Source organism: Paenibacillus xylanexedens (assembly GCF_001908275.1).
Taxonomy (GTDB): Bacteria; Bacillota; Bacilli; order Paenibacillales; family Paenibacillaceae; genus Paenibacillus; species Paenibacillus xylanexedens_A.
Map to the genome: position 1 here is coordinate 406051 of NZ_CP018620.1, position 26018 is coordinate 432068.

At 48.0% G+C, this 26018-nt stretch carries 20 protein-coding genes and 1 pseudogene; 4 read left to right on the forward strand and 17 right to left on the reverse strand.

Annotation, left to right across the window (positions count from 1 at the left end):
- Positions 1 to 13: 13 nt before the first annotated feature.
- From BS614_RS01630 to BS614_RS01665, 8 genes and pseudogenes are all read right to left on the reverse strand, one after another.
- Positions 14 to 814, reverse strand: a complete 801-nt coding sequence (locus tag BS614_RS01630) for a PepSY domain-containing protein (protein ID WP_074092714.1) — start codon at positions 812 to 814, stop codon at positions 14 to 16.
- Between the two features lie 298 nt (positions 815 to 1112).
- Entirely contained in the window at positions 1113 to 2486 is a 1374-nt protein-coding gene (locus BS614_RS01635; RefSeq protein ID WP_074092715.1) for a sensor histidine kinase, read from the reverse strand.
- Entirely contained in the window at positions 2483 to 3238 is a 756-nt protein-coding gene (locus tag BS614_RS01640) for a response regulator transcription factor (protein ID WP_074092716.1), read from the reverse strand. The genes BS614_RS01635 and BS614_RS01640 overlap by 4 nt, the downstream gene beginning before the upstream one ends.
- A gap of 55 nt (positions 3239 to 3293) precedes the next feature.
- Positions 3294 to 3938, reverse strand: a pseudogene (locus BS614_RS01645) (SDR family oxidoreductase).
- Positions 3939 to 4252: 314 nt separating this feature from the next.
- Positions 4253 to 5434 carry an NAD(P)/FAD-dependent oxidoreductase gene (locus BS614_RS01650; protein ID WP_036606574.1) on the reverse strand — a complete coding sequence of 394 codons (1182 nt, stop codon included), beginning with the start codon at positions 5432 to 5434 and terminating at the stop codon, positions 4253 to 4255.
- A gap of 24 nt (positions 5435 to 5458) precedes the next feature.
- Positions 5459 to 5905 (reverse strand): DUF1641 domain-containing protein, encoded by a 447-nt coding sequence (locus BS614_RS01655; protein WP_017691658.1) that lies wholly within the window; start codon positions 5903 to 5905, stop codon positions 5459 to 5461.
- Between the two features lie 690 nt (positions 5906 to 6595).
- Positions 6596 to 8395, reverse strand: a complete 1800-nt coding sequence (locus tag BS614_RS01660) for an RNA polymerase sigma factor (RefSeq protein ID WP_074092717.1) — start codon at positions 8393 to 8395, stop codon at positions 6596 to 6598.
- Positions 8396 to 8432: 37 nt separating this feature from the next.
- Positions 8433 to 9365: a hypothetical protein gene (locus tag BS614_RS01665; RefSeq protein WP_074092718.1), complete on the reverse strand. Its 933-nt coding sequence runs from the start codon at positions 9363 to 9365 to the stop codon at positions 8433 to 8435.
- 192 nt (positions 9366 to 9557) lie between these two features.
- Here BS614_RS01665 and BS614_RS01670 point away from each other — a divergent pair, with 192 nt between their 5' ends.
- Together BS614_RS01670 and BS614_RS01675 are read left to right on the forward strand one after the other, a co-directional pair.
- Entirely contained in the window at positions 9558 to 9734 is a 177-nt protein-coding gene (locus BS614_RS01670) for a CsbD family protein (protein WP_074092719.1), read from the forward strand.
- A 323-nt stretch (positions 9735 to 10057) separates the two neighbouring features.
- Positions 10058 to 10576: a cupin domain-containing protein gene (locus tag BS614_RS01675; protein WP_074092720.1), complete on the forward strand. Its 519-nt coding sequence runs from the start codon at positions 10058 to 10060 to the stop codon at positions 10574 to 10576.
- Between the two features lie 282 nt (positions 10577 to 10858).
- Here the strand turns inward: BS614_RS01675 and BS614_RS01680 are convergent, their stop codons facing one another.
- The 7 genes from BS614_RS01680 to BS614_RS01710 form a co-directional block, all read right to left on the reverse strand.
- On the reverse strand, positions 10859 to 11518 hold the full coding sequence (locus BS614_RS01680) for a TVP38/TMEM64 family protein (protein ID WP_074092721.1): 660 nt from the start codon (positions 11516 to 11518) through the stop codon (positions 10859 to 10861).
- 268 nt (positions 11519 to 11786) lie between these two features.
- The gene (locus BS614_RS32700; protein WP_483406827.1) at positions 11787 to 12425 is read right to left on the reverse strand and encodes an HNH endonuclease; all 639 of its coding nucleotides are present in this window, start codon (positions 12423 to 12425) and stop codon (positions 11787 to 11789) included.
- Positions 12426 to 13812: 1387 nt separating this feature from the next.
- Positions 13813 to 14988, reverse strand: coding sequence for an acyltransferase (locus BS614_RS01690; RefSeq protein WP_047840877.1), 1176 nt, complete (start codon positions 14986 to 14988; stop codon positions 13813 to 13815).
- A 281-nt stretch (positions 14989 to 15269) separates the two neighbouring features.
- Positions 15270 to 16616, reverse strand: a complete 1347-nt coding sequence (locus BS614_RS01695; protein ID WP_074092722.1) for a cryptochrome/photolyase family protein — start codon at positions 16614 to 16616, stop codon at positions 15270 to 15272.
- Positions 16617 to 16652: 36 nt separating this feature from the next.
- Entirely contained in the window at positions 16653 to 17816 is a 1164-nt protein-coding gene (locus BS614_RS01700; protein ID WP_074092723.1) for a response regulator, read from the reverse strand.
- A gap of 94 nt (positions 17817 to 17910) precedes the next feature.
- Positions 17911 to 21006 carry an ATP-binding protein gene (locus BS614_RS01705; protein WP_074092724.1) on the reverse strand — a complete coding sequence of 1032 codons (3096 nt, stop codon included), beginning with the start codon at positions 21004 to 21006 and terminating at the stop codon, positions 17911 to 17913.
- A gap of 240 nt (positions 21007 to 21246) precedes the next feature.
- A complete protein-coding gene (locus BS614_RS01710) occupies positions 21247 to 21675 on the reverse strand; it encodes an SRPBCC family protein (RefSeq protein ID WP_074092725.1) in 429 nt (142 codons plus the stop codon).
- A 223-nt stretch (positions 21676 to 21898) separates the two neighbouring features.
- Here BS614_RS01710 and BS614_RS01715 point away from each other — a divergent pair, with 223 nt between their 5' ends.
- Positions 21899 to 22666, forward strand: coding sequence for a class I SAM-dependent methyltransferase (locus tag BS614_RS01715; protein ID WP_074092726.1), 768 nt, complete (start codon positions 21899 to 21901; stop codon positions 22664 to 22666).
- 278 nt (positions 22667 to 22944) lie between these two features.
- On the opposite strand, the gene BS614_RS01720 is transcribed toward BS614_RS01715, so the two are convergent.
- Complete coding sequence (locus tag BS614_RS01720) at positions 22945 to 23979, reverse strand: NADH:flavin oxidoreductase/NADH oxidase (protein WP_074092727.1); 1035 nt, start codon at positions 23977 to 23979, stop codon at positions 22945 to 22947.
- A 48-nt stretch (positions 23980 to 24027) separates the two neighbouring features.
- Positions 24028 to 24219: a tautomerase family protein gene (locus BS614_RS01725; protein ID WP_017691642.1), complete on the reverse strand. Its 192-nt coding sequence runs from the start codon at positions 24217 to 24219 to the stop codon at positions 24028 to 24030.
- A 442-nt stretch (positions 24220 to 24661) separates the two neighbouring features.
- On the opposite strand from BS614_RS01725, the gene pepT reads away from it, so the two are divergent.
- Positions 24662 to 25900, forward strand: coding sequence for a peptidase T (gene pepT / locus BS614_RS01730; protein ID WP_074092728.1), 1239 nt, complete (start codon positions 24662 to 24664; stop codon positions 25898 to 25900).
- The last annotated feature ends 118 nt before the right edge of the window (positions 25901 to 26018 follow it).

The window sequence follows — 26018 nt, forward strand, 5'->3', positions numbered from 1 at the left end:
CCTTGCAACATGTTTAATCATCGTCCTCATCCCAAGTCACCGAACGAATTGCTCCTGAGATGGCATTCACTTGCACAATAGCCTCCCGGCCATCCTCCAAATCAATTTCAACCAGATAATACGGATTCCCGCTGTTGGTTCCACGCAGTTCGATGTCGTCCACTTCCCCCGGAACCTCCGCAAGTGCCTTCTGTTTGGCTTGTTTCTCGCTCAGAAACTGAGGTTTGGGATCATCCTTGGTTGGTTCAGTTGTCGGGGCTGTTATTGTTTTGGAAGATATCGTCTCTCCCGTGTATGGATCAATCGTGAGTTCTTCACGGCTGTTATCCTTCGCCTTCACGACCGCGGTGTATACCGGACTGCCTTGCTGCTCGACAAGTTCTAGCGAGACCAATTGGTTATCTGTTTGTTGTTTTAACAACGCCGTCTTGATCTGCTCGCGGCTCCATAACGTCTTCTCTTCCGCTTGCGGGTTCGACTCCAGCCGTTTAATGGAATTCACAGCAGCTGTAACGGCATCCACTTGCACATCATATAGGCCGGTCTCCGAACGGAGCTGCATGATATACGTCCCGTCCTTCAACGTCGAATTTACAATCTCTCCTGGATATTGATCAAGCACCGATTGTGCTGCCGCATCTGCCGTAAGTACCGCACCCGTCGATTGCCAAGGCTTCCACCACACCACAACTGCCACAATCAGCACAACGAGAAGCCCTGCACCCCACCAGAGTGACCTTCGCGATTTCGCCCATCCAATGTTCCCTTGTTCATGCCGTTTCATCTCCGGTGGTCGCTGCTCATGCTCTGTCATCACGTTTCCCCCTTATAACTCTCCCAATAGCCCGAGTTCATCTGTTATATATTCGGTCTGAGTTTAGTTTCCAATGGCTACTACATAAAATGAACTAATCTTTTACACAGTAACGGAGAGGACAGAAAAAACCTGAAAAAGCGAAGCGTTCACCTTTATCCCCGGATTTTCCCCTTGAGAAAAGGGAATCAAAAAAATCTGGGGATAACAGCGATTGGAAGGTTGTTCTGTCATCGTAGTGTCAGTGTGAACAATCTTTAGTTCAGTTTATTTAGTATATAAGAGAAGAATGAGAATTTCATGAGAGCGGCCCGTGAACCGATAAAGGCAAAATAATCGAAGCCTCGGTGCCTTCACCCTCGGTGCTGGTCAGTTCGATCCGTGCTCCAACTGCTCCTGCAAGCTCTTTGGCAAGTGACAATCCCAGACCTGAACCACTTGCACCTAAGCTACGTGTTCTGGCCGGATCAACCCGGTAGAATCGGTCAAATACCTTCTCCAGCTCGTCCTCCCGCATACCAATCCCGGTATCCACAATCCGAATACGGCACTCTTGTCCCTTGGCTTCTAGTCTGACTTCAATTGCATCTTCACTATACTTCCGGGCATTATCCAGCAAAATAAACAACAGTTGCTTCAGCTTACTCTCATCGCTGATCGCCCATATTGAACCTGGATCTTCACACCGGACTTCACGGTGATAGGCTTCGCGAAACGCACGTGTGGAGTCTGTAGCCAGTCTCGTGATATCCACACGCGCCAACTGTACATTCCACTGCTCTGGCTGCTTCGCGAGCAGTAGCAGCTGTTCGGTCATCTCCCGCATACGAACCGATTCGGACAGAATCGCTTCTACCGCTTCATCAAATACCTCGGGCCGCTCTTTTCCTCGCCGCTGTAGCAGACTAGCGTAGCTCTCAATAATGGTCAGCGGTGTTTTGAGCTCATGAGATGCATCGGATACAAACCGTTCCTGTCGCACAAAGTTGGATTCGAGCAGATCCATCATCCGGTTGAACGTCTGTCCCATCGTTTTCAGTTCATCCTTAGACCCTTCCTCCAGTGGAAGACGCTTGAATTGGCCGCTGGACTGGATATCAGTCATCGTGCGTGTCATCTGCTGAATCGGTCTGGTCATTCGATTCGCCAGAATCCGGCTGGAGATAATGGCTGGAATGAGAGCAATAATCGTGACCGCCACAAGCACAGTTCGCAGTACGGACAGACGATTCTCCGTCTCTGCAATGCTCTCGGTGACCTGTACATTCACCACCTCGCCATCAGGCCAGATGACCGGGACTGATACCCACACATAACCAATCTGTTCAACTTGGGTATACTCCGATTTCTTCTCACTTTCGTACTTATAAGGCAGCTTGCTCAGCTGCTCGGAAGCTGCTGTTGTTGTCACCGGGGAACTGGTGCCGTCTTCATTAACAATCCGGAGCATGCCGTTCACAGGCGCGTAGGCCCGTAACAAGTCATCCGGCGGAATGGAGCCGGCAGACTGACGCACTCCTTTGACAATAGACTCCGCTTCCGCTTCCACCCGATTAACCTCGTTATCAATCGACATCCGTTCAAACACGATGTAGACCGACAGGTTCACCGCGATTAACAGCACAGCAAATAATACAGACGAATATCCGTAGATTTTACTGCGCAGGCTCATAACTGTTCCTTCAGGACGTATCCTACGCCCCGTACGGTATGTATTAAGGGTGGTGTGAATCCGTTATCCACCTTTTTGCGCACATAACGGATGTACACATCCACCACATTAGTATCTCCATAATAATCGTATCCCCACACGGCCTGCACAATCTGATCACGACTGAGCACCTGACGTTGATTCTGAAGCAGATACACGAGCAGGTCGAACTCACGTGGAGTAAGCTCAATGGCCACACCATCTCGGGATACCTCTCGCGTTCCTTCATTTAGTTTCAACCCGGCAGCCGTCAACCAGCCCGCCTCAGCTTCGGCCTGATGCCCAGAAGAGTCATTCCCCGTATCAGCAGGTGTAGACGAAGAAGCGGAAGAAACAACAGACGCCACTGCACTAAGCCGCAATGCAGCCCGAACTCTGGCAAGTAGCTCTTCAATCTGGAACGGCTTGGTGATGTAGTCATTGGCTCCTAGATCCAGGCCGGATACTTTGTCTTCCACGGAATCTTTGGCAGTGAGCATAATGATCGGAACCGTAGCATCTTTGGCACGAACTCGCCGCAACACTTCAATTCCACTCAGACCAGGCAACATCACATCCAGCAGAATCAGATCCCACTGTCCTTCAGCATACTTCTCCAGTCCTTCTGTTCCACTACCAGCCTTGCCCACCTGATACCCCTCATACTGTAGTTCCAGTTCCAGCAGACGTGCTATTTTGGGCTCATCCTCTATGACCAGCACGGCTTCGTTCATGCAGCGCTCCCCCTCATCCCCATCATTTCATTCTCCCGTTATCTTACAATAACATCTACAATTTGCCCAAGGCATCTTCAACCGGATGCTCCCCGGCAATTAGATCAAAGGCCATTCGGTACGTCTTCTCTTCCTGCAAAGAAGCCACGATTACGCGGGCTACATCTTCACGCGGGATGCTTCCTGGCTCCAGATCGGTTCCAACTGCGATCTTACCTGTGCCCGGTTCATTCTTCAGACCACCTGGACGTATAATCGTGTAATTGAGATCACTTGCAAACAACACACGATCCGCATAATGTTTCGCCACGTAATAAGGCTTAATGGACTCTGACCATTTCTCCCGTTAATCTGCGCCATACGCACTGACCAGAATATATCTGGAGATTCCTTGCTGCTCTGCGGCTTCCATCGTTTTCACCGCACCGTCGAGATCAATAAGCAGTGTTTTGTCCTGACCGGTAGATCCGCCAGAACCGGCCGTAAACACAATGGCATTATGATCCTTCATTGCCTGAGCCAAATCCTCTACACTACCCTCCAGGTCACCAATCACCACATCTGCACCGAGTTCCTTCAGTGCATCCGCCTGCTCCAGTTTGCGGATCATAGCCGTTACTTTATGTTTGCCTTCCTGTGCCAGCTGTTCCACCACAAACTTTCCGATTTGTCCATTTGCTCCTATAACTAAAACGTTCATACGTCATTCTCCTCTCAGTTGAACGGATGGCTTGTTGCTGCTCCCCGTTCTTTTTATTTAAAGATACTCATCCTATAATTTAAACGAAAGCCGGCGCTTCTAAGCGCCGGCTTCATGTCCATGCCCGTTCAGTACCTCTATGAAATGTGAAGGATTCCATCGTTCCTTTAATATGCCATATCCCCTAGGTACTTTATACGCGACCTCACATCGACCACTTCTGCCGCACCTTTTTCATCTGAATATCTGTTATTCTTTGTAATGGTGACAACCAAAAAGGACGCCCAAAAGGGCGCCCTTGAATGGCATTAAGATTAGTAAGCCAGTGCGAACAAACCGTGAATGTGAGCCAGGTAACGGATGTTACTTGCTTCTTTCATCATGGTTGCAGGCAGACCTTTCAGACGAGTCTGGTTGCCACCGATCATGCCGACAGCATCTTTACGACCCAGACTTCCCAGCGTACCGGAGAATACTGGTGTGAAGGATTCCATTGCGCCACCTTTGAACATAACGCCCAAGTTGTGACCAATAGTCTCACCCATTTGCCAAGCCAATTGTGCTGTTGGAGGGTAAGGGCGAGCGCCTTCGCTAGGGAAGACCACTGCGCTATCACCAGCAACAAACACGTCTTTGTGAGAAGTAGATTGCAGAACTTCCGTAACTTTCGCACGGCCACGATCCACTTCAATTCCGCTGTTAGCAACAACAGCGTTGCCTTGTACGCCACCTGTCCATACGAGTGTGTTCGTAGGGATGGAGCTGCCGTCTTTCAGCAGAACTTCGTTTTCTTTCATCTCGGTAATCGCTACGCCAACGATGAAGTTAACGCCACGTTTCTCAAGACTTGATTTAGCACGTTCAACCAGCTCTGGCGGGAATCCTGCCAGGATGGAAGGACCTGCTTCAACTGTGTACAGGGATACTTCTTTGAAGTCGATGCCTTTTTCTTGACATACAGCAGGAAGCAGGTCAGCGAATTCGCCAACAAGCTCAATACCTGTCAAGCCGCCGCCACCAATAACAAACGTAGCGTCTGCTTTGTTGCCGGACTGTTTGTAAGCATCAAGACGTGCTTCAACGTGTGCACGAATACGGTTTGCATCGCTAACCGATTTGAGCGTGAAGCTGTACTCTTGCAATCCCGGAATTCCGAAGAATGCCGTTTCGCTGCCCAAGGCAACAACAAGTGCATCGTAAGAGTATGTGGAGCCGCTGGTCATCAGAACTTTCTTCTCGTCCGGCTTGATTGTATCCACCGTATCGATTTTCAAGTTCACGTTTTTGCCACGCAGCAATTTTTCAAGTGGAAGAGCAACTGCTTGTTCAGCAATGCTTCCCGCTGCAAGACGGTGCAGTTCCGTGATAATTTGGTGTGTAGGGTAACGGTTCACGACAGTAATTGTCGCTTCTTCCGGAGACAAGTATTGACGCGCAGTCAATGCAGTCAACAGACCGCCGTATCCTCCACCCAAGATCAAAATTTGCTTCGACATATCCATCCTCCGTTCTTCTAAGTCTTAACGTTTCGGTTGTTGACGCTCGTTCAAGATGCTCAAGAAAGATTGAGCAAAACGAAGCGATTGTTGTACGTTTGGATCTTTAAGCATTTTCAGCATAGCGAACAAGCCAACTGAAGTTTGCTCTGTTTGCGCACGGTCATTGGCTTCGATGGCAGCAGAAGCTACACCTTTAGCTTTGTCTACAACAGGCTTAGCGAACTCGCCCATTGCGCTCATTGTGTCGCTGATCAGAACTTTGTCTGTTGCTACACTTTGTGCAAAGTCATAAGCTTTTGTCATAGCAGTAACCATTTCAGCCAATTTAGGCAGGTTCTCCACCAGAACGGTTAAAGACTCCTGTACCTCAGGCTTCATCAGTTGATCCAGAACGTCCAAGGACTGGCGCTCGGAAACGTTGGCACCTTCTGTAACTGGCACCTCTTGTTGAGTAGGCGATTGTGACATAAGAGAAAGTCCTCCTTTACTTTGGGATAGAAGTCCGCGACTTTCATGATGCCTGTCAAGCAGAGCCGAACCACAAAATACATCGAATACATTTAAATGTACCAAATTTCACACAATAGGATGAGCGTAGCTCAGGGCCACTCCCGTATCATGCATTGTATCTTGGATCTATTGCGGACAACATGTGTTGACGCACAAAACGACAAGCAGGCCGAAACCGAACTCTATACCCTTATATTACACCTCTTACACATGAACATGAAAAAGAAATTTTTTACACTTGTGAAGATATTGTGAACATTGTAACAAAATCGATTTTTTTGTCAACCCATGAAGGCAAGCTAACACCGCCGATCCTCCTGTCCAAGATCCGTATTCCTACCACATGTGGTATTAAGACAAGATCACATATGACCAGATGTGCGATATGTACACAAGGAAGGATTTGTTTATCCAAATGTTCAGGAATTGTTTTCCAATATCACAATTTTCATGCAACGAAATTGGTCACTATCGTTATTATGCAGCGTTGGGCTCAGCCTTATTCCAACATTGAGACATCTTTTCTATTTCAAGTATGAACCTCTTGCGTCACGAATGCAAAAAAAAGACAGAAAGAAGGCCTGACGGATCGCCCTGCCTCCTGATACTTGTTTTCACTTTTTGCCCGATCTGATCGGTACAATTAGGTCAAACCATAACTATTTCTGGGGAATACTGATCCATTTCTTCAAGCAATGCTTTTATTGCAACGACGGCGGCTCGCTCCAATTCCTCCACTTCCAGCAGTATCGAGATGGCCTGATCCGCATGAAGCTTCTCATTAGGCAGTCCTCCATCTGGAAAAGGAAATAATTCTGCGAGTGTATTTAACTTTTGGGACATGTTTCGATATAACTCTTCTGCCTGAAGACAGAATGGAATCAAGCTGGAATAGCTGGCAATCGAAGCCCACTTTAGTGAAAGTTCTTTGAAAAACTCACTTGCATAACGTCTTGCATCCCACAAAACCGCAATGTTATAGGCGTGACCATTCGGTTCTACCCGTCTGTATTGTAGGGCTTCTCTCCAGACTGCATAGGCAGCCACACCACTGACTGTGTTCGGCAAGGTATACGGGTCCTCTCCAAGATAATGAGCCAACGTAGCTGTCAGTGCCGCGCGCAAGTTCATTTCTCGTATCATGCCATCTGATTCCGCTACCAGTACAAATACTTCCTGATTCACGCCCCGGCCTACATGATCATAGGCAATTGTTCCTGATTTAATGAAATCGGTACCGTATAGGATCCGGGCTGCATCATCATAGCCATAGATCAACCCGAATTCGGGAATATTCAGGTCCCACACGACGGCCGGAATTCCCCGATGAATGGCGTAACGTATCAGGGAGAGTGCCTGAACAAGTCTTGGATTAAGCAACCTTTTCCCCTTCGCTTTCTCCTCTAGCATCGAAGGATCGACCAGATTGGCATTGAGTCCCGCTTCGCTCGCCAAAGCCTCAACCGCATGGGAACGATAACCCATATGTTGCAATCCTCTTGTAAGCACCTCTTTGAAGTTATAGGCGGTAGGTCCAGCAATATGTATGTCCTGAGGCAGGATGGTCAAACGAAAAGAAAGTCCACTCATCCCCATAACCATGGGGAGAGACGGAGATGGATCGATATAACCTAACATCTCGTGAATGGATGCTGCTGCCGAGTTCCAGGTTTGGGGAGTCCGAAACGAGAGGGGTTCCTCCAGAGTCACTCGATTTTGCCCGAGTGAATTCCACTCGGCCAGCATTTCTTCTACAGATAAATGAATATGAAGCTGAGACACTTTTTTACGTGAACGGGACAGAATTTGATACACATTGGCACTTGTCAGGTTGAATTTGCAGGCCATTTCTTGCGGTGACAGCTGCTCCATCCAATATGATGTGAAGACCTGTTGTTCTCTTTCATTCAGACAACCCAACAGCCTGTGGAGATTGTTCCTCATTTCCTGCTGAGCAACAGCTTGATACGGATCATTGCCTGTCTCCTGCGAGCTTCGATTTGAGTCATTCAAAAGATGATTCAGCGTCATGTCGAGCGAGTCTTGATCGCTCCATGAGGCATCATCGGCTCCGAATCCAAATGCAAAGAACGAAGAAAAATGTTGTTCCCGCTGCTGCTTTTGGCGCTGCATATGTGAGTACGCCTGATTACGTACAATACGCTGCATCCAGGCCATAAAACGCTCAGCATTCTGAAGCTGTCCCATATGAATGAACGCACGAATAAGCCCATCCTGTAAAATGTCTTCTGCGAGATAAGAATCATACGTAAGCGCTCGCACATAACGAAACAATTGCCCACGGTAACGGTGAATCAACTCTCCAAAGGCCTCTGTATCCCCCGTTTGGGCTCGTTGGATAAGCGCGATATCCGGCTCCTTTTGCCGATCCTCTAATATCTCATCTTCCCCTGGCCTGATATGGCGATTGTTAGTTAATCCATCCATGTATATCTCCCTTTCTTATAGCGTCGCTTCACTTTCATTACTCCATCTTCAAAATAGAAGCTGCGATCATGGCTTCCGTCTCCGCGAGTGCCACCATGATTGTCGCAGCAGCCTCCCAGTTCCGAGAGACCAGACGGGATTGGCATTCACCGAATTGGCGGGATTGTGCGTATTTCAAAGCAGAAAGGTCAGGATGGATTGTGTTAAAAAACAAACCATAATCATGGGCACGACGCGCGCCTACTGGCAGAGCAAAATACACATAATGAGCCCACTCATTACCATCGATTGCTCCAGCACGAACCTGTTCCGCCTTATGCAGAATGGCTGAAGCTCCGGTTCGTCCTTCCTGTGCAGCAATATCATGGGTCTGTTCTGTAAGGGTTGATTTGAACCAAGTGAAAGCCCGGCGGTTAATCTCCTCCAGATCAGGATGTTCAATGCGTTCAGGACTCCACCATCGTCGATACACACCACTACTCCATGGGAATTCAGACTTCCATGCTTCCTCAAGTTTATCCAGTGTCAGGAAGACATTCGGAAATCCAGCCGGGTCATGCAGACATATTTCATCGCCCCTCATATTGAGCGCAACTACATAATGATCGCAACCACCCAGGTTGGGAGAGTTGGGATTGTAGACGAGTTTGCCCATATCCAGCGGCCCCATCATCACAGGGCCCTGCTTCAAAGCCTCTCTTAGCTCATCTACAGGCATCTCTGTACCCCGTGCTTGCACACTTTCGCGCACACTAAATCCCAGAATGCTCATCGCCTTGCTGATGGCCAGATCAGGACTGGAGGTACAGTTATCAAAAAAAAGCATATCTTCCTGCGTTCGAAAGGCCCCTAGTGAAAAGCCACCGATGGTTTCAAGCAGACCGGGATCTATCTTTTCTCCAATGGACGACAGCAGCATTGAAGCTGAATTGGCGTAACAATACGCACCATTTCCAATATAATTGCTCATATCATAACATCCTCTCATTCCTTTAATGAAGCACGCAATTAAGCAATGCCTATACTTATACTGACTCTTCGTACAGATCATTTCTGACAGAATATCCAGAACAAATTTCTGACCGCCACGAAATAGTGAACGTTTAGAATGCGGACATCCCGGTTAATAAGGACTACACCAGAAACGAAGGAGATGTTCGATATGAGTAATTCAACTGGCGACAAAATCAAAGCAGGCGTAAATAAAGCCAAAGGCGAAGTGAAGGATCAGATCGGTAATGCAACCAACAACAGATCCCTTCAGGCTGAGGGTAAAAAAGACAAAGCCAAAGGTGCTGTACAGGATAAAATTGCCGACATTAAAAAAGATCATCACTAGATCCTTTTAATGTGAGGTCCAACAGCACGAAGATTTCGTGCAATAGATCGTTTTAAAATAGCCTGACCGTCCGTGTTCGGATGAAATTCGAAAATGAGACGGAGGCGCAAAAAAGCCAAGGAAGGTGTTACTCAATACACCCTTCCCTGGCTTTTTTTGTGCGTTCTATACTGCTGGAACTGCGTATCTTGCCATATCGATAATGAAACTGCGCGTTTCCCTTGTTGTAGAACTTATGAACTGAGTGCGATCTTGCGATGACACATGTTTATTTTTTGTTCGTCTTTGAGTTTATAGGGTAATTTATAGCGAGGTGATGTGAGATGAATGAACGGAAAAAGGACATAGAGACGTTATTCCTTCAGGATGACGGTGTAATTCCCAATCATCCGACCCTTCCTGTGCTTTTGTATAAGAATGTATGGGCTGAAGAGGCTCTTCATGCAGAATCGTTGCTGAACCGTAATGGATGGGGAAATAGCTGGTTGAATGGTGTGTTCAATTATCATCATTATCATAGTAATGCTCATGAGGCTCTTGCTGTGGTGAGTGGATTCGTGGAACTGATTTTAGGCGGAGAAAATGGACAGAAAGTTTACCTTCAGACAGGCGACGTTGTCGTGCTTCCCCCTGGAACAGGGCATAAACGTCTGGAGTCCAGCACTGATTTTCGTATTGCCGGTGCCTATCCGGGCGGCATGAGTTACAACACACGCACAGGTGAGGAAGGCGAGCGACACAAGGCTCTTCAGGAGATTCAAGAGGTTCCGATCCCGGATACCGATCCGGTCTATGGGCAGCACGGACCGCTACTAGAAATCTGGAATGGGCAGAAATCATAATACAAATGAAGATCATAAAGAGGCATGTTATTGGACAATGCACAAGTGAAGTTGGTTCAGTATTTAACGAGAAACAAATAGACTGTTCCCCGGACATGTAGGAGTTACTCACCGGTTGAACAGTCTATTTGTTTTTCTCTAATGCCTAATTTATCACATGCCTTCAACTTTTAGTCCGTTCCATACTCGCAAATCGGTACTGTAGTACCTCATTGCATATGATCTACCTTCCATCGTGGGTAATTCATAAATACCAAATAAATAAATCACTGTACCCCGAAACTAGGAGGAAATCGACTTTCCTGTTGGTTGATTCAGATCATGTAGATCTTCTCCATCTGACGATGAACGGGTAAAGTGTCGCTCCAGTTTGCGGCTTGCCCACAGGGATACCGCAATAAACAGCAATACGCCTACCCAGCGTATTGGGTGCTCCAAAAATTGTTCCACATTGGAACCAATATACGTAACAGAGAAAATCATGATCGCTTTACCACAGCCCACCGCAAGCAGGAAAGATAATAATCGCATTCGCGCGATACCTGCCGCCACATTAATAATGACAAACGGACCTACTGGGAAGATACTCAGCAGAAAAACATAACTGAATGCATTCCTTCGAATCCATACCATGCTGCGTTGCACACGAGGTTTGCGTGCCCATCGCTCTACAAAAGCAGATTTCCCGATCTCCCGTACGATCAGGAATGTAACGGTACAACCGAGCACCATGCCGATCCATGAATATATAAATCCTGCCCACAGACCATATACCGCACCGTTTACGCCCACAATCAACAGCGTTGGAAGCGGCGGTACAAATGATTTCATAAACGTAAGCAAAATTCCCGGTAACGGGCCCAGGGAGCGAAACTTCTCCAGCCAGAAACGAATATTTTCTTCCGTAATATATGACATAATGTCTAATGCTGCTGGGGTCATCTGCATCCATCCAATCTATACATTCTAAGTTCTTAGGCTTGATGTTCACTATACATTTCATCATCCATATGGATGATGAAGCTTCTTTAGTAACTCCCTCCCAGTATAACGTACATCTTCGATGAACACCGTTGTCAATTTGAAGAAATTATTGCACAGCAAACTCACTTCCCACCCAAATCAAAATTGAATCAAAAAAGCACACCTCGACCTCTTGTGGTCTTGGTGTGCTCTTCATATCGAAACCCCGATCCTTCTTTGGGGGTATTTATCCTTCTTCCAGCTGCGCTTCCTGCATTGCCAGTTCAATCAGTTCTGCCTGATGTGCAGCATTCCATTCGGGAATACCGGAACGCATGAACTCTTCGGCATCCATCGCTGCTTTGGACTGGTTGCACAGATTACAGGCGCAGACACAGTTGAGCGGGGTGGTATGTCCACCTTTGGCACGCGGCAGCAGATGGTCAATCGTATCTCCATACGATCCACAGAAGTAACAGGTGTAGTGATCCCGGGTCAGAATATACCGCTTGAAATCCTTGTTGCTGAACAATCGGCGAATTGTGTACCGATTGACCACCACAGCGGCTTTTTCCTTCACCAGCGTGACCGCAAGCTCCATGTCCACTTCCTGATGCCAACGTCTGCCCTTGTCCGTCTTACCCCTCATCCGTACCATGCCTTGCCGATTGGTCCGGAGCGAAGCCGGATCTTCCGGGTCGATAGCGACCGGGGCCGACGGCGTCTGGCGGCGGGGGCGGCCATCCGTGCCAGCACCGTGACTACGGCTGGCATGGGCGGGTCGCTGCCCGGATGTAACGCGGGCAGCGTCTTCGCCGTTCGCCTTGGGCGCACGCTCCTTGCGCGCCTGGCGCGGCTTGGACCCTGGCGAGCCAGGCTGGCGCACGGGCGCAGGAGGCCCTGCCTCCGCAGCAGCCCCCGGCGGCGCTTGCCCAGGCTCGCGCCCGGTGGCGGCAGGCTGTGCCTCCGCCGCCGTAGGTGCAGCGACCGTGGTGGCATCGCCACGGTCGCTCAGGGCCGGCGCATGTGCCTCAGCAGCTACGCTGCGGGCCTGCCCTGCGCCGGGCGCGAGCGCGGCAGCACGCTTGCGGCGCCGCTTGCGCTTGCGTTTGGCTGCGGTCGATTGATCCGCAGCCATGGGCTCTGCTGCCGGGCCTAGCGGCTCAGCCGGCAGCAGAGCCTGGTGGGCCGCCGCAGTCTGCTCGGCGGCCTGCACTGCAGCGGCTGCTCGCTCGCCAGCCCGCTGTGCACTGCCCTTCTCATTCGCAGCAGCATGCCCCTGCGAATGCCCTTCTTCCCCACGCCAGCGCTCACCTGGCTGTGTCCCATCTCCTACCTCACCTGCCAAACCATCCTGCTCCAGACTCGTCTCTCTCAGTTCATTGCCCGCTATGCTCTCTGATCGCTTGCTCTTTCTCCGTCTTCTCCTCTTCTTCCGAATACCCGAAGAAGAGGGTGAGGAAGTCACCAAGTCAGCATGTTCATCGTCATTCGAAGATGACGATTCTACTGAAGGTTGAGACACCAGACTTCTGTCAGACTCAGCCAACGTACCAGATCCCTGCTCCATACCATGGGAGGTACGACCTGCCACATTTCTCGCAGATGCAGAGGGTCTGGCAGTAACAGCACGTGTCTCCAAGCCATCCCGTTGACGCCCGATCCGTTCATTCGTTTGCCCGCCCACGCTTGAACCTGCATCATGGTCAGCCTGTCCACCGAGCTGGCGACAGCTGCGGCAGGCTCCCCGCCTGGCTCCGGGACCTGCCCGCTTTCCGGTTCTGCGCCGGAATTCGGACATCGGCCGCTGTTGTCCGCAATACATACACGTTTTGCTCAGTCGCGCTTCTTGTTCCGTCTTTCCTTGCCGGAAAGGGGCTGGACCCGTCTCCATGTTGTCACCTCGGTTCCGTATGAATCCGGTTTCTTTCTATTGTATCACATCTGCTCGCGAACACCCTCATGGCCAAAAGCCTGATAATCTTTTGAATTGTACTCCTGAGTCTGTTCACTGCATTCGTGAAGAATGTGTTCCACATATTCCAATATATCTTGCATCGGTCTCCCGCATTTTTCGCATGTTGTCATTATATTCACCTTAATCCTGTTATCCATAATGTATTATCGTTCCGCCTTATGATTACCCCTCATACATGAAAAAGAAACACTCGTTCCCCACATCCAGCACATCTGTATAGACGAAAAAACCGTTCCCTGCTCTCCCCTAAGGTCGACCAAGAAACGGTTTATTATTCCTGTGTTGGAAAACCATCTTAACGAACGTCCAGTTGGCCCGAGTTCTGTTGTGGGACGAGACGTGGTTTGGGTTTTGGCAGATTGCCAAAGATGACCCATGCATATGGAACAAACCTTGCCGTCAATCCAACAACGATCCACGAAGCGATCAGAGCTACACCGAATCCTCCGGCATACCACAGATGCACTAACCACGATACTCCTGTTTGAGGTGGATAATTCCGATACACCAGCAGGAAGAATGGATGAATCAGATAGATGCCAAAGGACAGTGCCCCAAGCCGATTCAGCGGCTTGACGATCAGTGATGGCCCTTTGCGATAGAGCAGATAGGCAATCTGGATAAGTACCAGCGCACAAGCAAAGGTATGCACATTCCAGAAAAATTCATACCACAGTGTGTTATACGTTGCGATCTTCAGACGCAGCAGGTAATAGATATACACATGGCCAAGTCCGGCAATGATCCAGACCGCCCAGAGCAGAATCCATGAAGCTACGCGTCCTTTGGTTGCATTGGCCCGACTGATGACAAACCATTGCTTGATTTTAGGGAAATACACCCCGATAAAAGCCCCCAGCATGAAATAGGAAAAGTATGAGAACGCCCAGCTTCCCTTGTTGGGTACCTGGAATCCATATTTATTACTTACAATAAATGCCCATTGAATCAATAGTCCAATCGGAACAGACCATTTCACCACGGAAGGATACTTCTTAAGCAGCCATAACACTAATGGGAATAACAGATAAAATTGCATGTTAATAAACACAAAGTACAGATGTGTGTAGGCCTTACCTGTAAACAATTTTGTGATAAAACTAACTGCCGATTCGCCGAAAGGCCGGCCTTGATAATGCGTGAAATGCAGCAAAACAAAATACATCAATGAAAACAGGAAGTACGGAAGCAAAATATACACAAATCTTTTCTTGTAAAAGTTACTCACAAGTTTCTTATCCAGCGGACGAGAATAATAGTTATAGAACAGCACAAAACTGCTCATAAAAATAAAGGTTGGCGTACCATATTTCATAAAGATATTAATAAAATTGTACAGCCAGTAGTAGCCTGAGCCCGTCATGTCCACCGTCGCATAGGACGTGGAATGCACGCTGAGTACGCCGATAATTGCCAAGGCACGAACCAGGTTCAGCTCTGGAATTCGCTCTCTTTTCAGTGTTTCACTCATGTTTACGTTTCTCCTTAATGTGTTCGTCAATATGTCAGATATGACTTAATACAATAAAGCTCTCTATCTATTAAAAGCCATAATGCTTAAGATGGATAGTCCATTTTCTTAACAATTCCTAAATTTTCAACACATTTCACACTATTTTCATGTCTATATATGTAAAAAAGACCGCGAGTACGCGGTCTGTGGAACATCCTGCTCTCAACCAAATGAATATTGGATCAACCGGATGAGAATGGTAAATTTGGGTTTGGGCATGATCACGCCCCTGACTGAGTCTACTTCCCACGACTCGCCAAAATCTGTTTATACACGTCGATAGCTGCCTGTCTCGATGCCTTCAGATCCACAATGGCATCCTTGCGCGGCTGATGGATGTCCTTGCTATGCAGATCCTTCAATTCAGGCAACCACTTGCGAATATAATCACCTTGCGGATCATATTTCTCGGATTGCGTTACCGGATTATTCACGCGAAAATACGGAGCTGCATTCTCACCAAGCGAGGCACACCATAGCCAGTTACCACGGTTTTGAATGTTATCATAGTCACTCAGCTTGCGCCTGAAATAGGCTTCACCCAAAGTGAACGGGCATTGCAGGTTTTTGGTGAGAAACATCGCCGTGAGAATCCGCAGCCGGTTTGGCATATGTCCGGTTTCATTCAGTTCCGTCATCGCTGCATCAATAATCGGGATGCCAGTCTCCGCCTTGCACCACCGTTCAAAGTGATCATCATGGAGAGCCGAGAGATCGTACACCTTTTCATATGTAAAATAGTGACTCTCATAGACCGCTCGATACAGATAGAAGTCGCGGAAGCACAACTGCCTGATCCATTCCCCAGCCTCAGCCGTGCGACTCGCCGCATCATACATTTTGCGAATGGATACAGCTCCCACAGCTACGTAAGAACTGAGATGACTCGGCTCGTACGCCTCATATTCATCCCGATGATCCCCGTATTCAGCAATTCGATCCGACAAAAATTGATCCAACAGCAGATGCGGGTCCTCGTCATTCGAACCACTGCCCTCCAGCAACTCCGGAGGTACCTGCATTGCATCCGGCCATTCAATCTGACGATCACTCACCTTCAACTCTGCAACCGTTGTTGCCGAAGGAGGGTTGGGATGTTCATTCATGAATTCCACCCAACGCCGATGAAAAGCCGCAAATACCTTATAAGGCTCCGACTTGCCTGTAAAATTGGCAAATCCATTCAGATCCATCAGCAGATGATCCGTCAGTTGTGTGAACGAAACCTCGTGCGCCTCACTAACTTTGCGTATGGCCCTATCCCGCTCGATTGCATATGGCGTCATGTCCCGATGCACCACAATCTCGTTAATCTCATCTTTGAATTCGTTCAGGATGAATTCAACCACTTCAGCCGGTTTGCCGTAAGCAACATGCAGTTTTCGTTTGGCTTCAAAATACTGTCTGCCTAATTCCGCTGCATGCTGCCTGAAATTCACACCGCTGTGTTCCTTCTCTCGGCCTTGCCGCAGGAGGAATGGATCATAGATGAGAACATGCACACTCTCTTCTTGGTGTTCCCGCAAATAATCAAATGCGGCCAGATCATCCATACGCAAGTCTTTGCGGTGTATGAATAGCTTCATGCCTCACCCTCCTGTCTGAACTTAAGTTACATACGTTTATTTATCCGTCAGGTTCTGATATAACCTGCTTGTTTCCGGTTCCGGCTGATGTCCCAGATCCTCATTTAATGTCAATGTAAATGAATGATATAAACGAAGTATGCCTTGCTGATCATCCATGGATGCATACACTTCCATCATGAGTCGACAGATCTCTTCCGAGTAAGGCTCCCGTTCCTGCAATATCGTTAATTGCTCAATCACTTCCTTGCCACGACCATGCTCCATGTCCCATCTCGCGATATTCATAACCAGCCCTGTATACTTGCGTCTGAGTTCCCTTGCTTTGGCCTGTGCCCAACGATAATCATGTTCTTCCAGATAATCACCACGATAAAGCGGAATCATATGCCTCAAGTCATCGACATTGTCTGATGTGATGACGTGGTAGACCATGGCTTTTTCAAATTGATCCACATCACTTACCAGATTGCCTGATAACAGACGATAACGGTTCATATTGTACTCCAGCTTGCCTGTCATGTTCCATTCCTTAAGCAGCTTTCGAATCTGGTACACGGAAGTATGTAGATGGGTTAATCCCTTTTCCTGGGAAACATCACCCCATAGCTTATCAAGCAGAATCTCCTTGCTTACCCATTCTTCCCTGTGATGAAACAAAAAAGCAAACAATTCCTGTGATTTGGTTGTGCGCCATTTATGTTTCTTGGCACCCTGATCCAAACTTCTGTAGATATCCAGATGTTTGAACGTTAGCAGCCCCGGAACTTCAGTATCCAACTCCACAGGCACAGGTTCCGATCCCTGTACCTCGGCGGTGGCTGCAATTTGGGAATTATGCGACATTATGCCCGCGATTCGATCAACGGTTTTGGCCAATCGGGTCGAGCTGACCGGTTTCAGTACATAATCCAGTGCATGCAACTCAAATGCTTCCACTGCATGGTCCGCATAAGCCGTAACAAAGATGATACGAATACTCTGATCCAATTGCTGTATATATTCAGCCGCTTCCAGGCCATTCATCTCCGGCATTCCAATGTCCAAAAATACAACATCTACACGTTCGTTTGCCAGAAAATGCAGACCATCACGAGCTGTTGAAAAACATTGCACGGGTGTAATTCGTCCGTCCGTTCGTAGTAGTCGCTCCAGATGAAGCTGCGCTGGCTTCTCATCATCGATCACAATGGCTCTCACCGTTCTTTCAGCCTCCTGCCATGAAAGATTCAATAGGAATACCGATTTTATCGGCATCCGCTGTCTGTTAACCATAATTGCTTCACTCGGCAAATTATTTGGAATAATCCACCTTTTGCACAGGGATACGGAATCGGACCTGCGTGCCTTTACCCACATGGCTATGAATCTCCAGTCCCTGACCATAGAGAGACATCAGGCGACGGTTTATATTTTGCAGCCCCACACCTCCCGGACCTTCGGTACGCCCAGACTTGACCTGAGCCATACGCTCAGGAGGGATACCTACACCATCATCCTGGACCTGTACGACTACATGCTCGCTCTCTTGGAAAATCCTAAGATGAACTGTCCCGCCGGCTGCCCGCTCCATCACGCCGTGGCGAATGGCATTCTCCACAAGTGGCTGAATACTGAGAGGTGGCAGATACAGATGTACGTCCGATTCCACCTCATACTCAACCACCAGTCTTTCCTCAAATCTGGCCTGTTCCAGATGCACATAAGACTCCACCAATTCCAGCTCTTTGGTCAAAGGAACAAGCTGCTCCCTGTTCTGGAAGTCAAAACTTCCGCGCAGGTAATGACTCAATTCAATCAGCAGATCCGTTGCTTTGTCCGGATTCACTGCACAGGTCGCGATAATCACATTGAGTGCATTATATAGAAAGTGTGGCTTGATCTGGGCCTGCAAAAAGGCCATTTCGGTCCGAATAGCTTCCTGTACTGAGCTCCGCATCTCAATTAACGTCCGAACCCGGGCACGCAATTCACCGGCATCCACCGGTTTACTCAGGAAGTCATTGGCTCCCGCCTGGAATCCGTGTTTGATATCCTCAGGCAACCCACGGGCGGTCAGCATCAGAATCGGTAACTCCGACAAGGAACTGTGCTCGCGCAGTTTGCGACATAACTCAAGCCCGGACATCTTAGGCATCATCCAGTCCGTAATAACAAGATCAATGGACGGGAAATCCTCACGGAGTTTCAATGCAGTGGACCCACTGTCCGCTGCGAGCACGCGATATCGTTCCGTCGATAACAGATTAAGCAATACCTGTCGATTGACGGGATCATCGTCTACAATCAGAATCGTATGCTCCGCTTCCGTAAGATCATCCTGCTCATCTGACTCTCTTGTAACAAGCTCCTTCGCCCCTGCCCCCTGTGCAGCAACATATCGGGCGGCAGCTGGTTTCGAATGAGTTTGCAAAAGTGGCATCTTCATAACAGGCAGGGTGAAATGAAAGGTCGAACCTTGCCCCGGCTCCGATTCAACCCAGATCTCACCACCGCCAAGCTCAACGAGTTTTCGCGTAATACTCAGACCCAGTCCGGTTCCATTATTCAATCGCTCAATCGTGCCGTTACTCTGCTCATACGCCTGAAAGATATCCTCCTGTTTGTCCAAGGCAATGCCTACCCCTGTATCAGCGACCGATACCTTCACCCAATCCCCTTCAACACTGGCGTACAATCGAATCTCACCCTGCTCCGTATACTTATAGGCGTTACCCAGCAAGTTATACAGAACTTGCCTTAGGCGATCTTCGTCTGCCTCAACAAGTGGCAAGGACTGTGGCCATTGTTGAATCAATATAACCGGCTTGTCCTCAAACGTGAAACCCGAGACTTCAACCACAGTACGAGCAACGGATTCCAGATCAACAGCTACCCGTTTTAACTCGATCTCACTATTTTTTAATTTGGCAAAATCCAAAATATCGTTAACCAGCAGTGAAAGGCGCTGGCCGGTTGAAGTAATCATGGAGAGATTTTTCGCTTGCTTGGGCGTGACTGCTCCAGCCGCCCCTTCCAGCATGGATTGCGCAATATTAATGATGCCATGCAGGGGAGTTCGCAACTCATGAGACGTATTCGCCATGAACTCGTCCTTCAGGCTGTCGATGGCCAGCAAACGCTCCGACAGGGCTTCCACGTCTCGGAATGATTGTGCAAAGCGGATTGCGGTCACAATCATCTGGGCAAATACAAATAATAAAAGTTCAATCAGCGCAAAGAACGCTGTGTCTAGGGTAGTGAACGCACCAAGCGTATACAACACAACAACCATGAGTATGCTCATCATACTCACGAGTGCAAAGTGGCTATCATTCGGTCGTCCTTTCAACCAATAGAACATGGCTCGCAGCGTATAGAACATGACAACAAGCGAGATCAGCAACATGGGAAGCTCAAGAGACGAGAAAAGCGTGGGAGGGAGCGTAATACCCACAATGGTCTGAGTAATAATTAGCACTACAGCCAGACGAACAAACCACTGATGAACTGCTCCTGGCACACGGGCATCCATATACCGAAGCAAAAAGTAATAGGCAAAGGCTGAACTAAGGAGCTGAATCCGAAGTATCTCATTATTGGTCAGGAACGGTACAAACGTACCCAGTAACTTCTCCCCATGTGTAAGAGCGTATACCGCACCAGAAAGGCTGAATAATCCGAGAAAACGAAGCTCCTTCTCCGTACGTCGTAATCTGAACAGAAGTAGAAAAAAGGCGGCTGGCAAGATAAAACCGAATAAGGCCATCAGATCCTTGAGCCAATCTTGTTGCTGACTTTTCAGAATACTATGCTCGTCTCCAAACAAAATGGGCGCTACAATGCCCCCAGACGAGTAACTATAATTTGATACTTGAATGATAATGTCAGCTGTATTGCCCTCAATGGACGTGAATCCTGTAAAGGGCAGATTTAATTGTATATCTGTCGCCTTGGTCTTTCCTGGCAGCCCTTTGCCGCCAATCTCTTTACCATCGATAAATATCCGGTGGGCCATGCGTATATTCTGTGTGCGTATACCATAATCATTTTTCATCGTCCGGGGTGTAAGCTGGACTTGCAGGTGATAGGTTCCATACCCATGCGCTTGCCCCAGAGATTTGTTCCATCGGGCAGGAACCTGAGTACCAGACGAAGCCGGCAATGGCTTGCGACCGGATACACTTGCTTCAATATCTGCCGGACTCAGCAACTGCCCAGGGTAAAAATCCCAGACACCCTTTAGAGACGCTGCACCCTTGCGATCAAAGTCCCATTGGGTCAGGTCAATTTTTCCATCTGTAGCCTGGGGGTTACTCTGCTCGCTAATTAACGTCTGGGCGATCCAACCCAGTGGAACAATGACAATACATATGAAGCTTATGGTCAGCATAATCCAGTGTTTTCTCATCTATGTATTCCTTCCATCCACAATGGCGAGAGACGTCTAATTCTGTCGATTTATCATTTTAATTCATGTTACACGTTTCTGGTGCTCACGGAAATAGTTTCCGTATCATAATCGGTCAACTTCCTTATAATTTTAAGGATCTCTATCTGTTTTCGCCAGCTCCTGGTACACCAAGAAACCCCAGGCCGAATTTCACCGGAATGAACGGGCGAAATGGCCTGGGGTTGATTGAATGAAGATTTATTTAACAACTTGAGCAAGCTTCTGAACGATTCCGGCCCATCCCTGTTCCATACGTTCGCGTACGATAGCGTGGGCCTGTCCAAACTCGGTCAGTTTATCTGCATCCCAACCGCTATGAATCAGTGTAAAATCCGTACCTTCGGGCTGTTCATTCAGTTGGAACGTCAACGTCCAGTCCTTACCCCAGCGGAATGAAAGCTTTTGCAGTGGAAGAACTTCCGTCACCTGACATGGTGATTGGCCGAAGGGGCCTGCTTCCAATATAAACTCGTGACCTTCCACGGGTTCCAGATTGCTTGGCATGAACCAGGTTTTCAGTCCCTGCTCGGTTGAGACCATTTCCCACACCTTCTCTACAGGTGCATGGAGCACCAGTTCCTGCCGGATATCTGGCAGTGCACTTGATGAACTTGATGATGAATCCATTCGAATCACCTCCTTATACATCATTTCGTATACTACCCGAATAGAAGTTGACCTCCGCTTTATCTCCACCCTATAATTGGAACATATTACATAAAAGGTGCGTGATTCCTATGATAGTCTGCTCTGAAAAATCCAATTCCAACCGTTGCTGGAAGGGATAAACTTAACGAGTCCCCTTCCACGTTGCAATTCATTACATCAAAATGTGGGGGACACCTATACTATGTCATTCAGTTATTATGGTCCGTTATGCACCGCCGTTTATGATCTCACGAAACCTGTGGGACACTCCTTGGGAGGAGACATTGAATTCTATCGCCATTATCTTCAGCGCTGCAAAGGACGTATCCTTGAAGCCATGTCGGGATCAGGCCGAGTGCTCATTCCTTTGCTTGAAGCAGGCTTGAAGGTGGATGGAATTGATTATTCAACCGATATGATTGACTCTTGCCGTTCCAGTTGTATGGAGCGGGCATTACCCATGCCTGAGCTGTTCGTTGCCGATCTGGAGAAGCTTGACCTTCCATATCGATACGAGGCAATTATCATTCCCGGAGGTTCTCTGCTCCTCATCCAAGACAGACAGGCGTCGATTAACGTATTACGTAATCTATTTCAGCATTTAGAACCTGGCGGCAGGCTCGTGTTTGATCTGTTTCTTCCCGATGTGACACAACCCTCTTCTGTAGAAACATCAACCGTTTCATTACCCGATGGTGATACGATCACGGTAGAAGTGAAAACCATTGAAGTGAACCTTCTTCAACAGTACAAAGTGAGTCTGATCCGATACGAACAATGGCATCAGGGTGCTCTTGTTGCTACGGAGCTGCAAGAACTCACTCTACGTTGGTACGGCATAGAAGAGTTACGCCTAATTCTCGAACACATTGGTTTCTCTGACATTAAAGTGTACGCCGACTTTAACCCGGATCAACCACCCACGCAGTCCAATCAAAATTTCGTATATGAAGCAACTAGAAGAGCGTAGCCATCCGTAATTGGATGGATATGCTGATGCTTCTCACTATAAAAAAATTAGGCCACAGCAAAGGTTATCCCCTGCTGTGGCCTATTTTACTATATAAAATTTGCAATAACATTTACATGAGAACGCAGAGGGCAGAAATAGCCTGAAGAAGCGGAGCGTTCGCCTTTATCCTCAGATTTTCACCTTTGAACAAGTGAATCAAAAAAATCTGGGGATAACAGCGATCGGAAGGTTATTCTGTCATCGGAGTGGCAAGTGTAAGTATAATTTAGAGCAAATTAGTATCCACGAGAATATTGCTCCGCAATGGCAGCTTGATCCTTGCTGACACCCAGCTCCAGAGCCGCATGGTTCGCCCAGTACGGATCACGCAGCATACCTCTGCCAACGGCAACCAAATCCGCATCGCCGTTGCCAATCACCGCCTGAGCCAATGCTGCATCCTCCAGCATACCCACTGCGATTACAGGAACGCTCAGTTCTTCACGTAAACGACGGGCAAATGGTACCTGATACCCCGGATAGTTCCCCGGTTTCCGCTGTCCCGAAGGACCTTCGCCACCTGAACTGATATGGAACATGTCCACACCTGCGTCTTGGTAGGCACGAGCGATATTGATGGTGTGGTCGATGTCGTATCCACCATCCGCATATTCTACAGCCGAAATCCGCAAAATCAGCGGCATATCTGCTGGCATTTCTTTTTTCACTGCCCGAATGACTTCTACTCCAAAACGGGACAGATCCTGCCCATATACATCCTCACGATGGTTCATCAGCGGGGAATGGAACTGGTGGATCAGGTATCCATGTGCACCGTGCAGCTCAATGGTATCTACTCCAGCCTGCACTGCGCGGCGAACACCGTCTGCGAACTTTTGCATCATAGCTTCTACTTCTTCCGTACTTAACGCACGTGGTTCCTTGTACTTTTCTCCCGGGAATGTAACTACCGATGGGGCAACCGGCTGCGGAGCATCCTCTGCTTTTCGTCCCGCATGTGCGATCTGAATAGCTACTTTGGAGCCGTAGGCATGAATTCCATCTACAAGTTTGGTGAAGGCAGGCACATGCTCATCTGACCATATACCCAAGTCATTATCCGTAATACGTCCATCCGGATCTACATCGGTCATCTCGATTACAATCAGTCCTGTTCCTCCAACCGCACGGCTCACATAGTGAACCTGATGCCAATCGTTCGGAATGCCATCCTTCGCAGTGACAGAATATTGGCACATCGGTGCCATAACGACACGGTTATTTAATTGCAGACTCTTGAATTGATAAGGGGAAAATAATTGTTCAGTCATTGATGTTACATCTCCTGTTCCATGATCATGATATATATGAAGCCTTACTTATTTGTCTAAGTCCGAAAACAGTTTTCCGTTCTTGCCGTAATTGTCCTTCTCCAAATCCTCAATGAAGATAAAGACTTTGCTCGGATCAACATCCAGTGTCTCACAAGCCACCTGAGTCATACGTTCAATCAACTGACGTTTCTGCTCAACCGACTTGCCTTCCAGTACCTTAACCGTGATAAATGGCATGTCTTGAACTCATCCTTTCTTCATCATTTATTATGAACCTCAGTTATAGAAATACAAGTACGTACATTTTTGTGACCTAGTACCCTTTTTGATACCTAGAAATCCTCATATTTCGGTTCTGCTGCATTCTGGAAATGACTGCAAAACATGATATGATAACCGTAGAGAACCACAATAATTACTATACCCAATTTACATAAGTTGTGACTAACGGTTACACGATAACGGAGAGGGCAGAAATAACCTGTAGAAGCGGAGCTAAAAGCTTTCTCCAAGAAAGCTGCTTCGAAAGCATACGCTATCCTCAGATTTTCACCTTTGTAAAAGTGGATCAAAAAATCTGGGGATAACAGCGATCAGAAGGTTATTCTGGCCTCGTAGTGGATCAGTGTAAAACAAGTAGCTCAACTTATATACTACTCAAGCTAGGGAGAGGTTATATATGAAAGATATATTAATTCAAAGACTGAGTACTTACGTTCAGATGGATACCCAATCCGATGAAAATAGCGAGACATGCCCTTCCACACCCGGCCAACTGGCCTTGGGCAAACTGCTCGTTGAAGAGTGTACCTCCATTGGTCTGCAAGATGTGACGATGGATGAGAACGGTTATGTCATGGCTACACTGCCATCCAATACCGACAAGGATGTTCCTGTAATTGGTTTCCTGGCTCACCTCGATACAGCGACCGACTTTACAGGCAAAAATGTCAAACCACAGGTTATCAATAACTATGACGGTGCTGACATTGTGCTGAACTCGGAACTGGATGTAGTACTGTCCAACAAGGATTTCCCGGAGCTGCATGAGTATAAAGGCCACACCCTGATCACAACCGATGGTACAACGTTGCTTGGTGCAGACAATAAGGCAGGCATTGCTGAGATCATGACGGCGATGGCCTATCTGATTGAACACCCGGAAGTGAAACACGGTAAGATTCGGGTTGCTTTTACCCCGGATGAAGAGATTGGCCGTGGACCGCACAAGTTCGATGTAGCTGCTTTTGGAGCCAAATATGCGTACACAGTTGATGGCGGACCGCTTGGTGAGCTGGAATACGAGAGCTTTAACGCAGCTGCCGCCAAAATTACGGTACGAGGAACCAATGTACATCCTGGAACTGCGAAGGATAAGATGGTGAACTCTCTGAAAATTGCAATGGAATTGAATCGACGCCTGCCTGTGGAGGAAGCTCCTGAATTCACGGACGGTTATGATGGGTTCTACCATCTGTTGTCTCTGGATGGTGACGTTGAGCTGACAAAGATGAGCTACATCATCCGTGATTTCGACCGGGAGAAGTTTGAAGAGCGCAAAACAAATCTGCTCCATATCGCAAACGAACTGAAGACCAAGTATGGAGAGAAAAGCATCACGGTTGAATTGAATGACCAGTACTATAATATGCGCGAGAAAATTGAACCCGTACGCCAGATCGTCGACATTGCCCATGAAGCCATGACCCGACTGGACATCGAACCTGTTATTCGCCCCATCCGGGGAGGAACAGATGGTTCCCAGCTATCCTATATGGGCATGCCAACACCAAATATCTTCACTGGCGGTGAAAACTACCATGGCAAATTCGAATATGTATCGGTAGACAATATGGTGAAGGCAACCCGTGTCATTGTAGAGATCGCTCAATTGTTCGAGCAAAGCGGAGATATCTAATCCACTTGAAGTGCAGAGCAAAAAGAGCACCCCTTGGGATATTCGGGAGGGTGCTCTTTGTTATGCCATATTGTATTTTATTGTGTCGCGTCATGTCGCATAGATATGCAGGCTTGGT

Coding starts and splice junctions, on each gene's coding strand:
- BS614_RS01630 (WP_074092714.1), bottom strand. CDS start 814: ATGACAGAGCATGAGCAGCGACCACCGGAGATGAAACGGCATGAACAA.
- BS614_RS01635 (WP_074092715.1), bottom strand. CDS start 2,486: ATGAGCCTGCGCAGTAAAATCTACGGATATTCGTCTGTATTATTTGCT.
- BS614_RS01640 (WP_074092716.1), bottom strand. CDS start 3,238: ATGAACGAAGCCGTGCTGGTCATAGAGGATGAGCCCAAAATAGCACGT.
- BS614_RS01650 (WP_036606574.1), bottom strand. CDS start 5,434: ATGTCGAAGCAAATTTTGATCTTGGGTGGAGGATACGGCGGTCTGTTG.
- BS614_RS01655 (WP_017691658.1), bottom strand. CDS start 5,905: ATGTCACAATCGCCTACTCAACAAGAGGTGCCAGTTACAGAAGGTGCC.
- BS614_RS01660 (WP_074092717.1), bottom strand. CDS start 8,395: ATGGATGGATTAACTAACAATCGCCATATCAGGCCAGGGGAAGATGAG.
- BS614_RS01665 (WP_074092718.1), bottom strand. CDS start 9,365: ATGAGCAATTATATTGGAAATGGTGCGTATTGTTACGCCAATTCAGCT.
- BS614_RS01670 (WP_074092719.1), top strand. CDS start 9,558: ATGAGTAATTCAACTGGCGACAAAATCAAAGCAGGCGTAAATAAAGCC.
- BS614_RS01675 (WP_074092720.1), top strand. CDS start 10,058: ATGAATGAACGGAAAAAGGACATAGAGACGTTATTCCTTCAGGATGAC.
- BS614_RS01680 (WP_074092721.1), bottom strand. CDS start 11,518: ATGACCCCAGCAGCATTAGACATTATGTCATATATTACGGAAGAAAAT.
- BS614_RS01690 (WP_047840877.1), bottom strand. CDS start 14,988: ATGAGTGAAACACTGAAAAGAGAGCGAATTCCAGAGCTGAACCTGGTT.
- BS614_RS01695 (WP_074092722.1), bottom strand. CDS start 16,616: ATGAAGCTATTCATACACCGCAAAGACTTGCGTATGGATGATCTGGCC.
- BS614_RS01705 (WP_074092724.1), bottom strand. CDS start 21,006: ATGAGAAAACACTGGATTATGCTGACCATAAGCTTCATATGTATTGTC.
- BS614_RS01710 (WP_074092725.1), bottom strand. CDS start 21,675: ATGGATTCATCATCAAGTTCATCAAGTGCACTGCCAGATATCCGGCAG.
- BS614_RS01715 (WP_074092726.1), top strand. CDS start 21,899: ATGTCATTCAGTTATTATGGTCCGTTATGCACCGCCGTTTATGATCTC.
- BS614_RS01720 (WP_074092727.1), bottom strand. CDS start 23,979: ATGACTGAACAATTATTTTCCCCTTATCAATTCAAGAGTCTGCAATTA.
- BS614_RS01725 (WP_017691642.1), bottom strand. CDS start 24,219: ATGCCATTTATCACGGTTAAGGTACTGGAAGGCAAGTCGGTTGAGCAG.
- pepT (WP_074092728.1), top strand. CDS start 24,662: ATGAAAGATATATTAATTCAAAGACTGAGTACTTACGTTCAGATGGAT.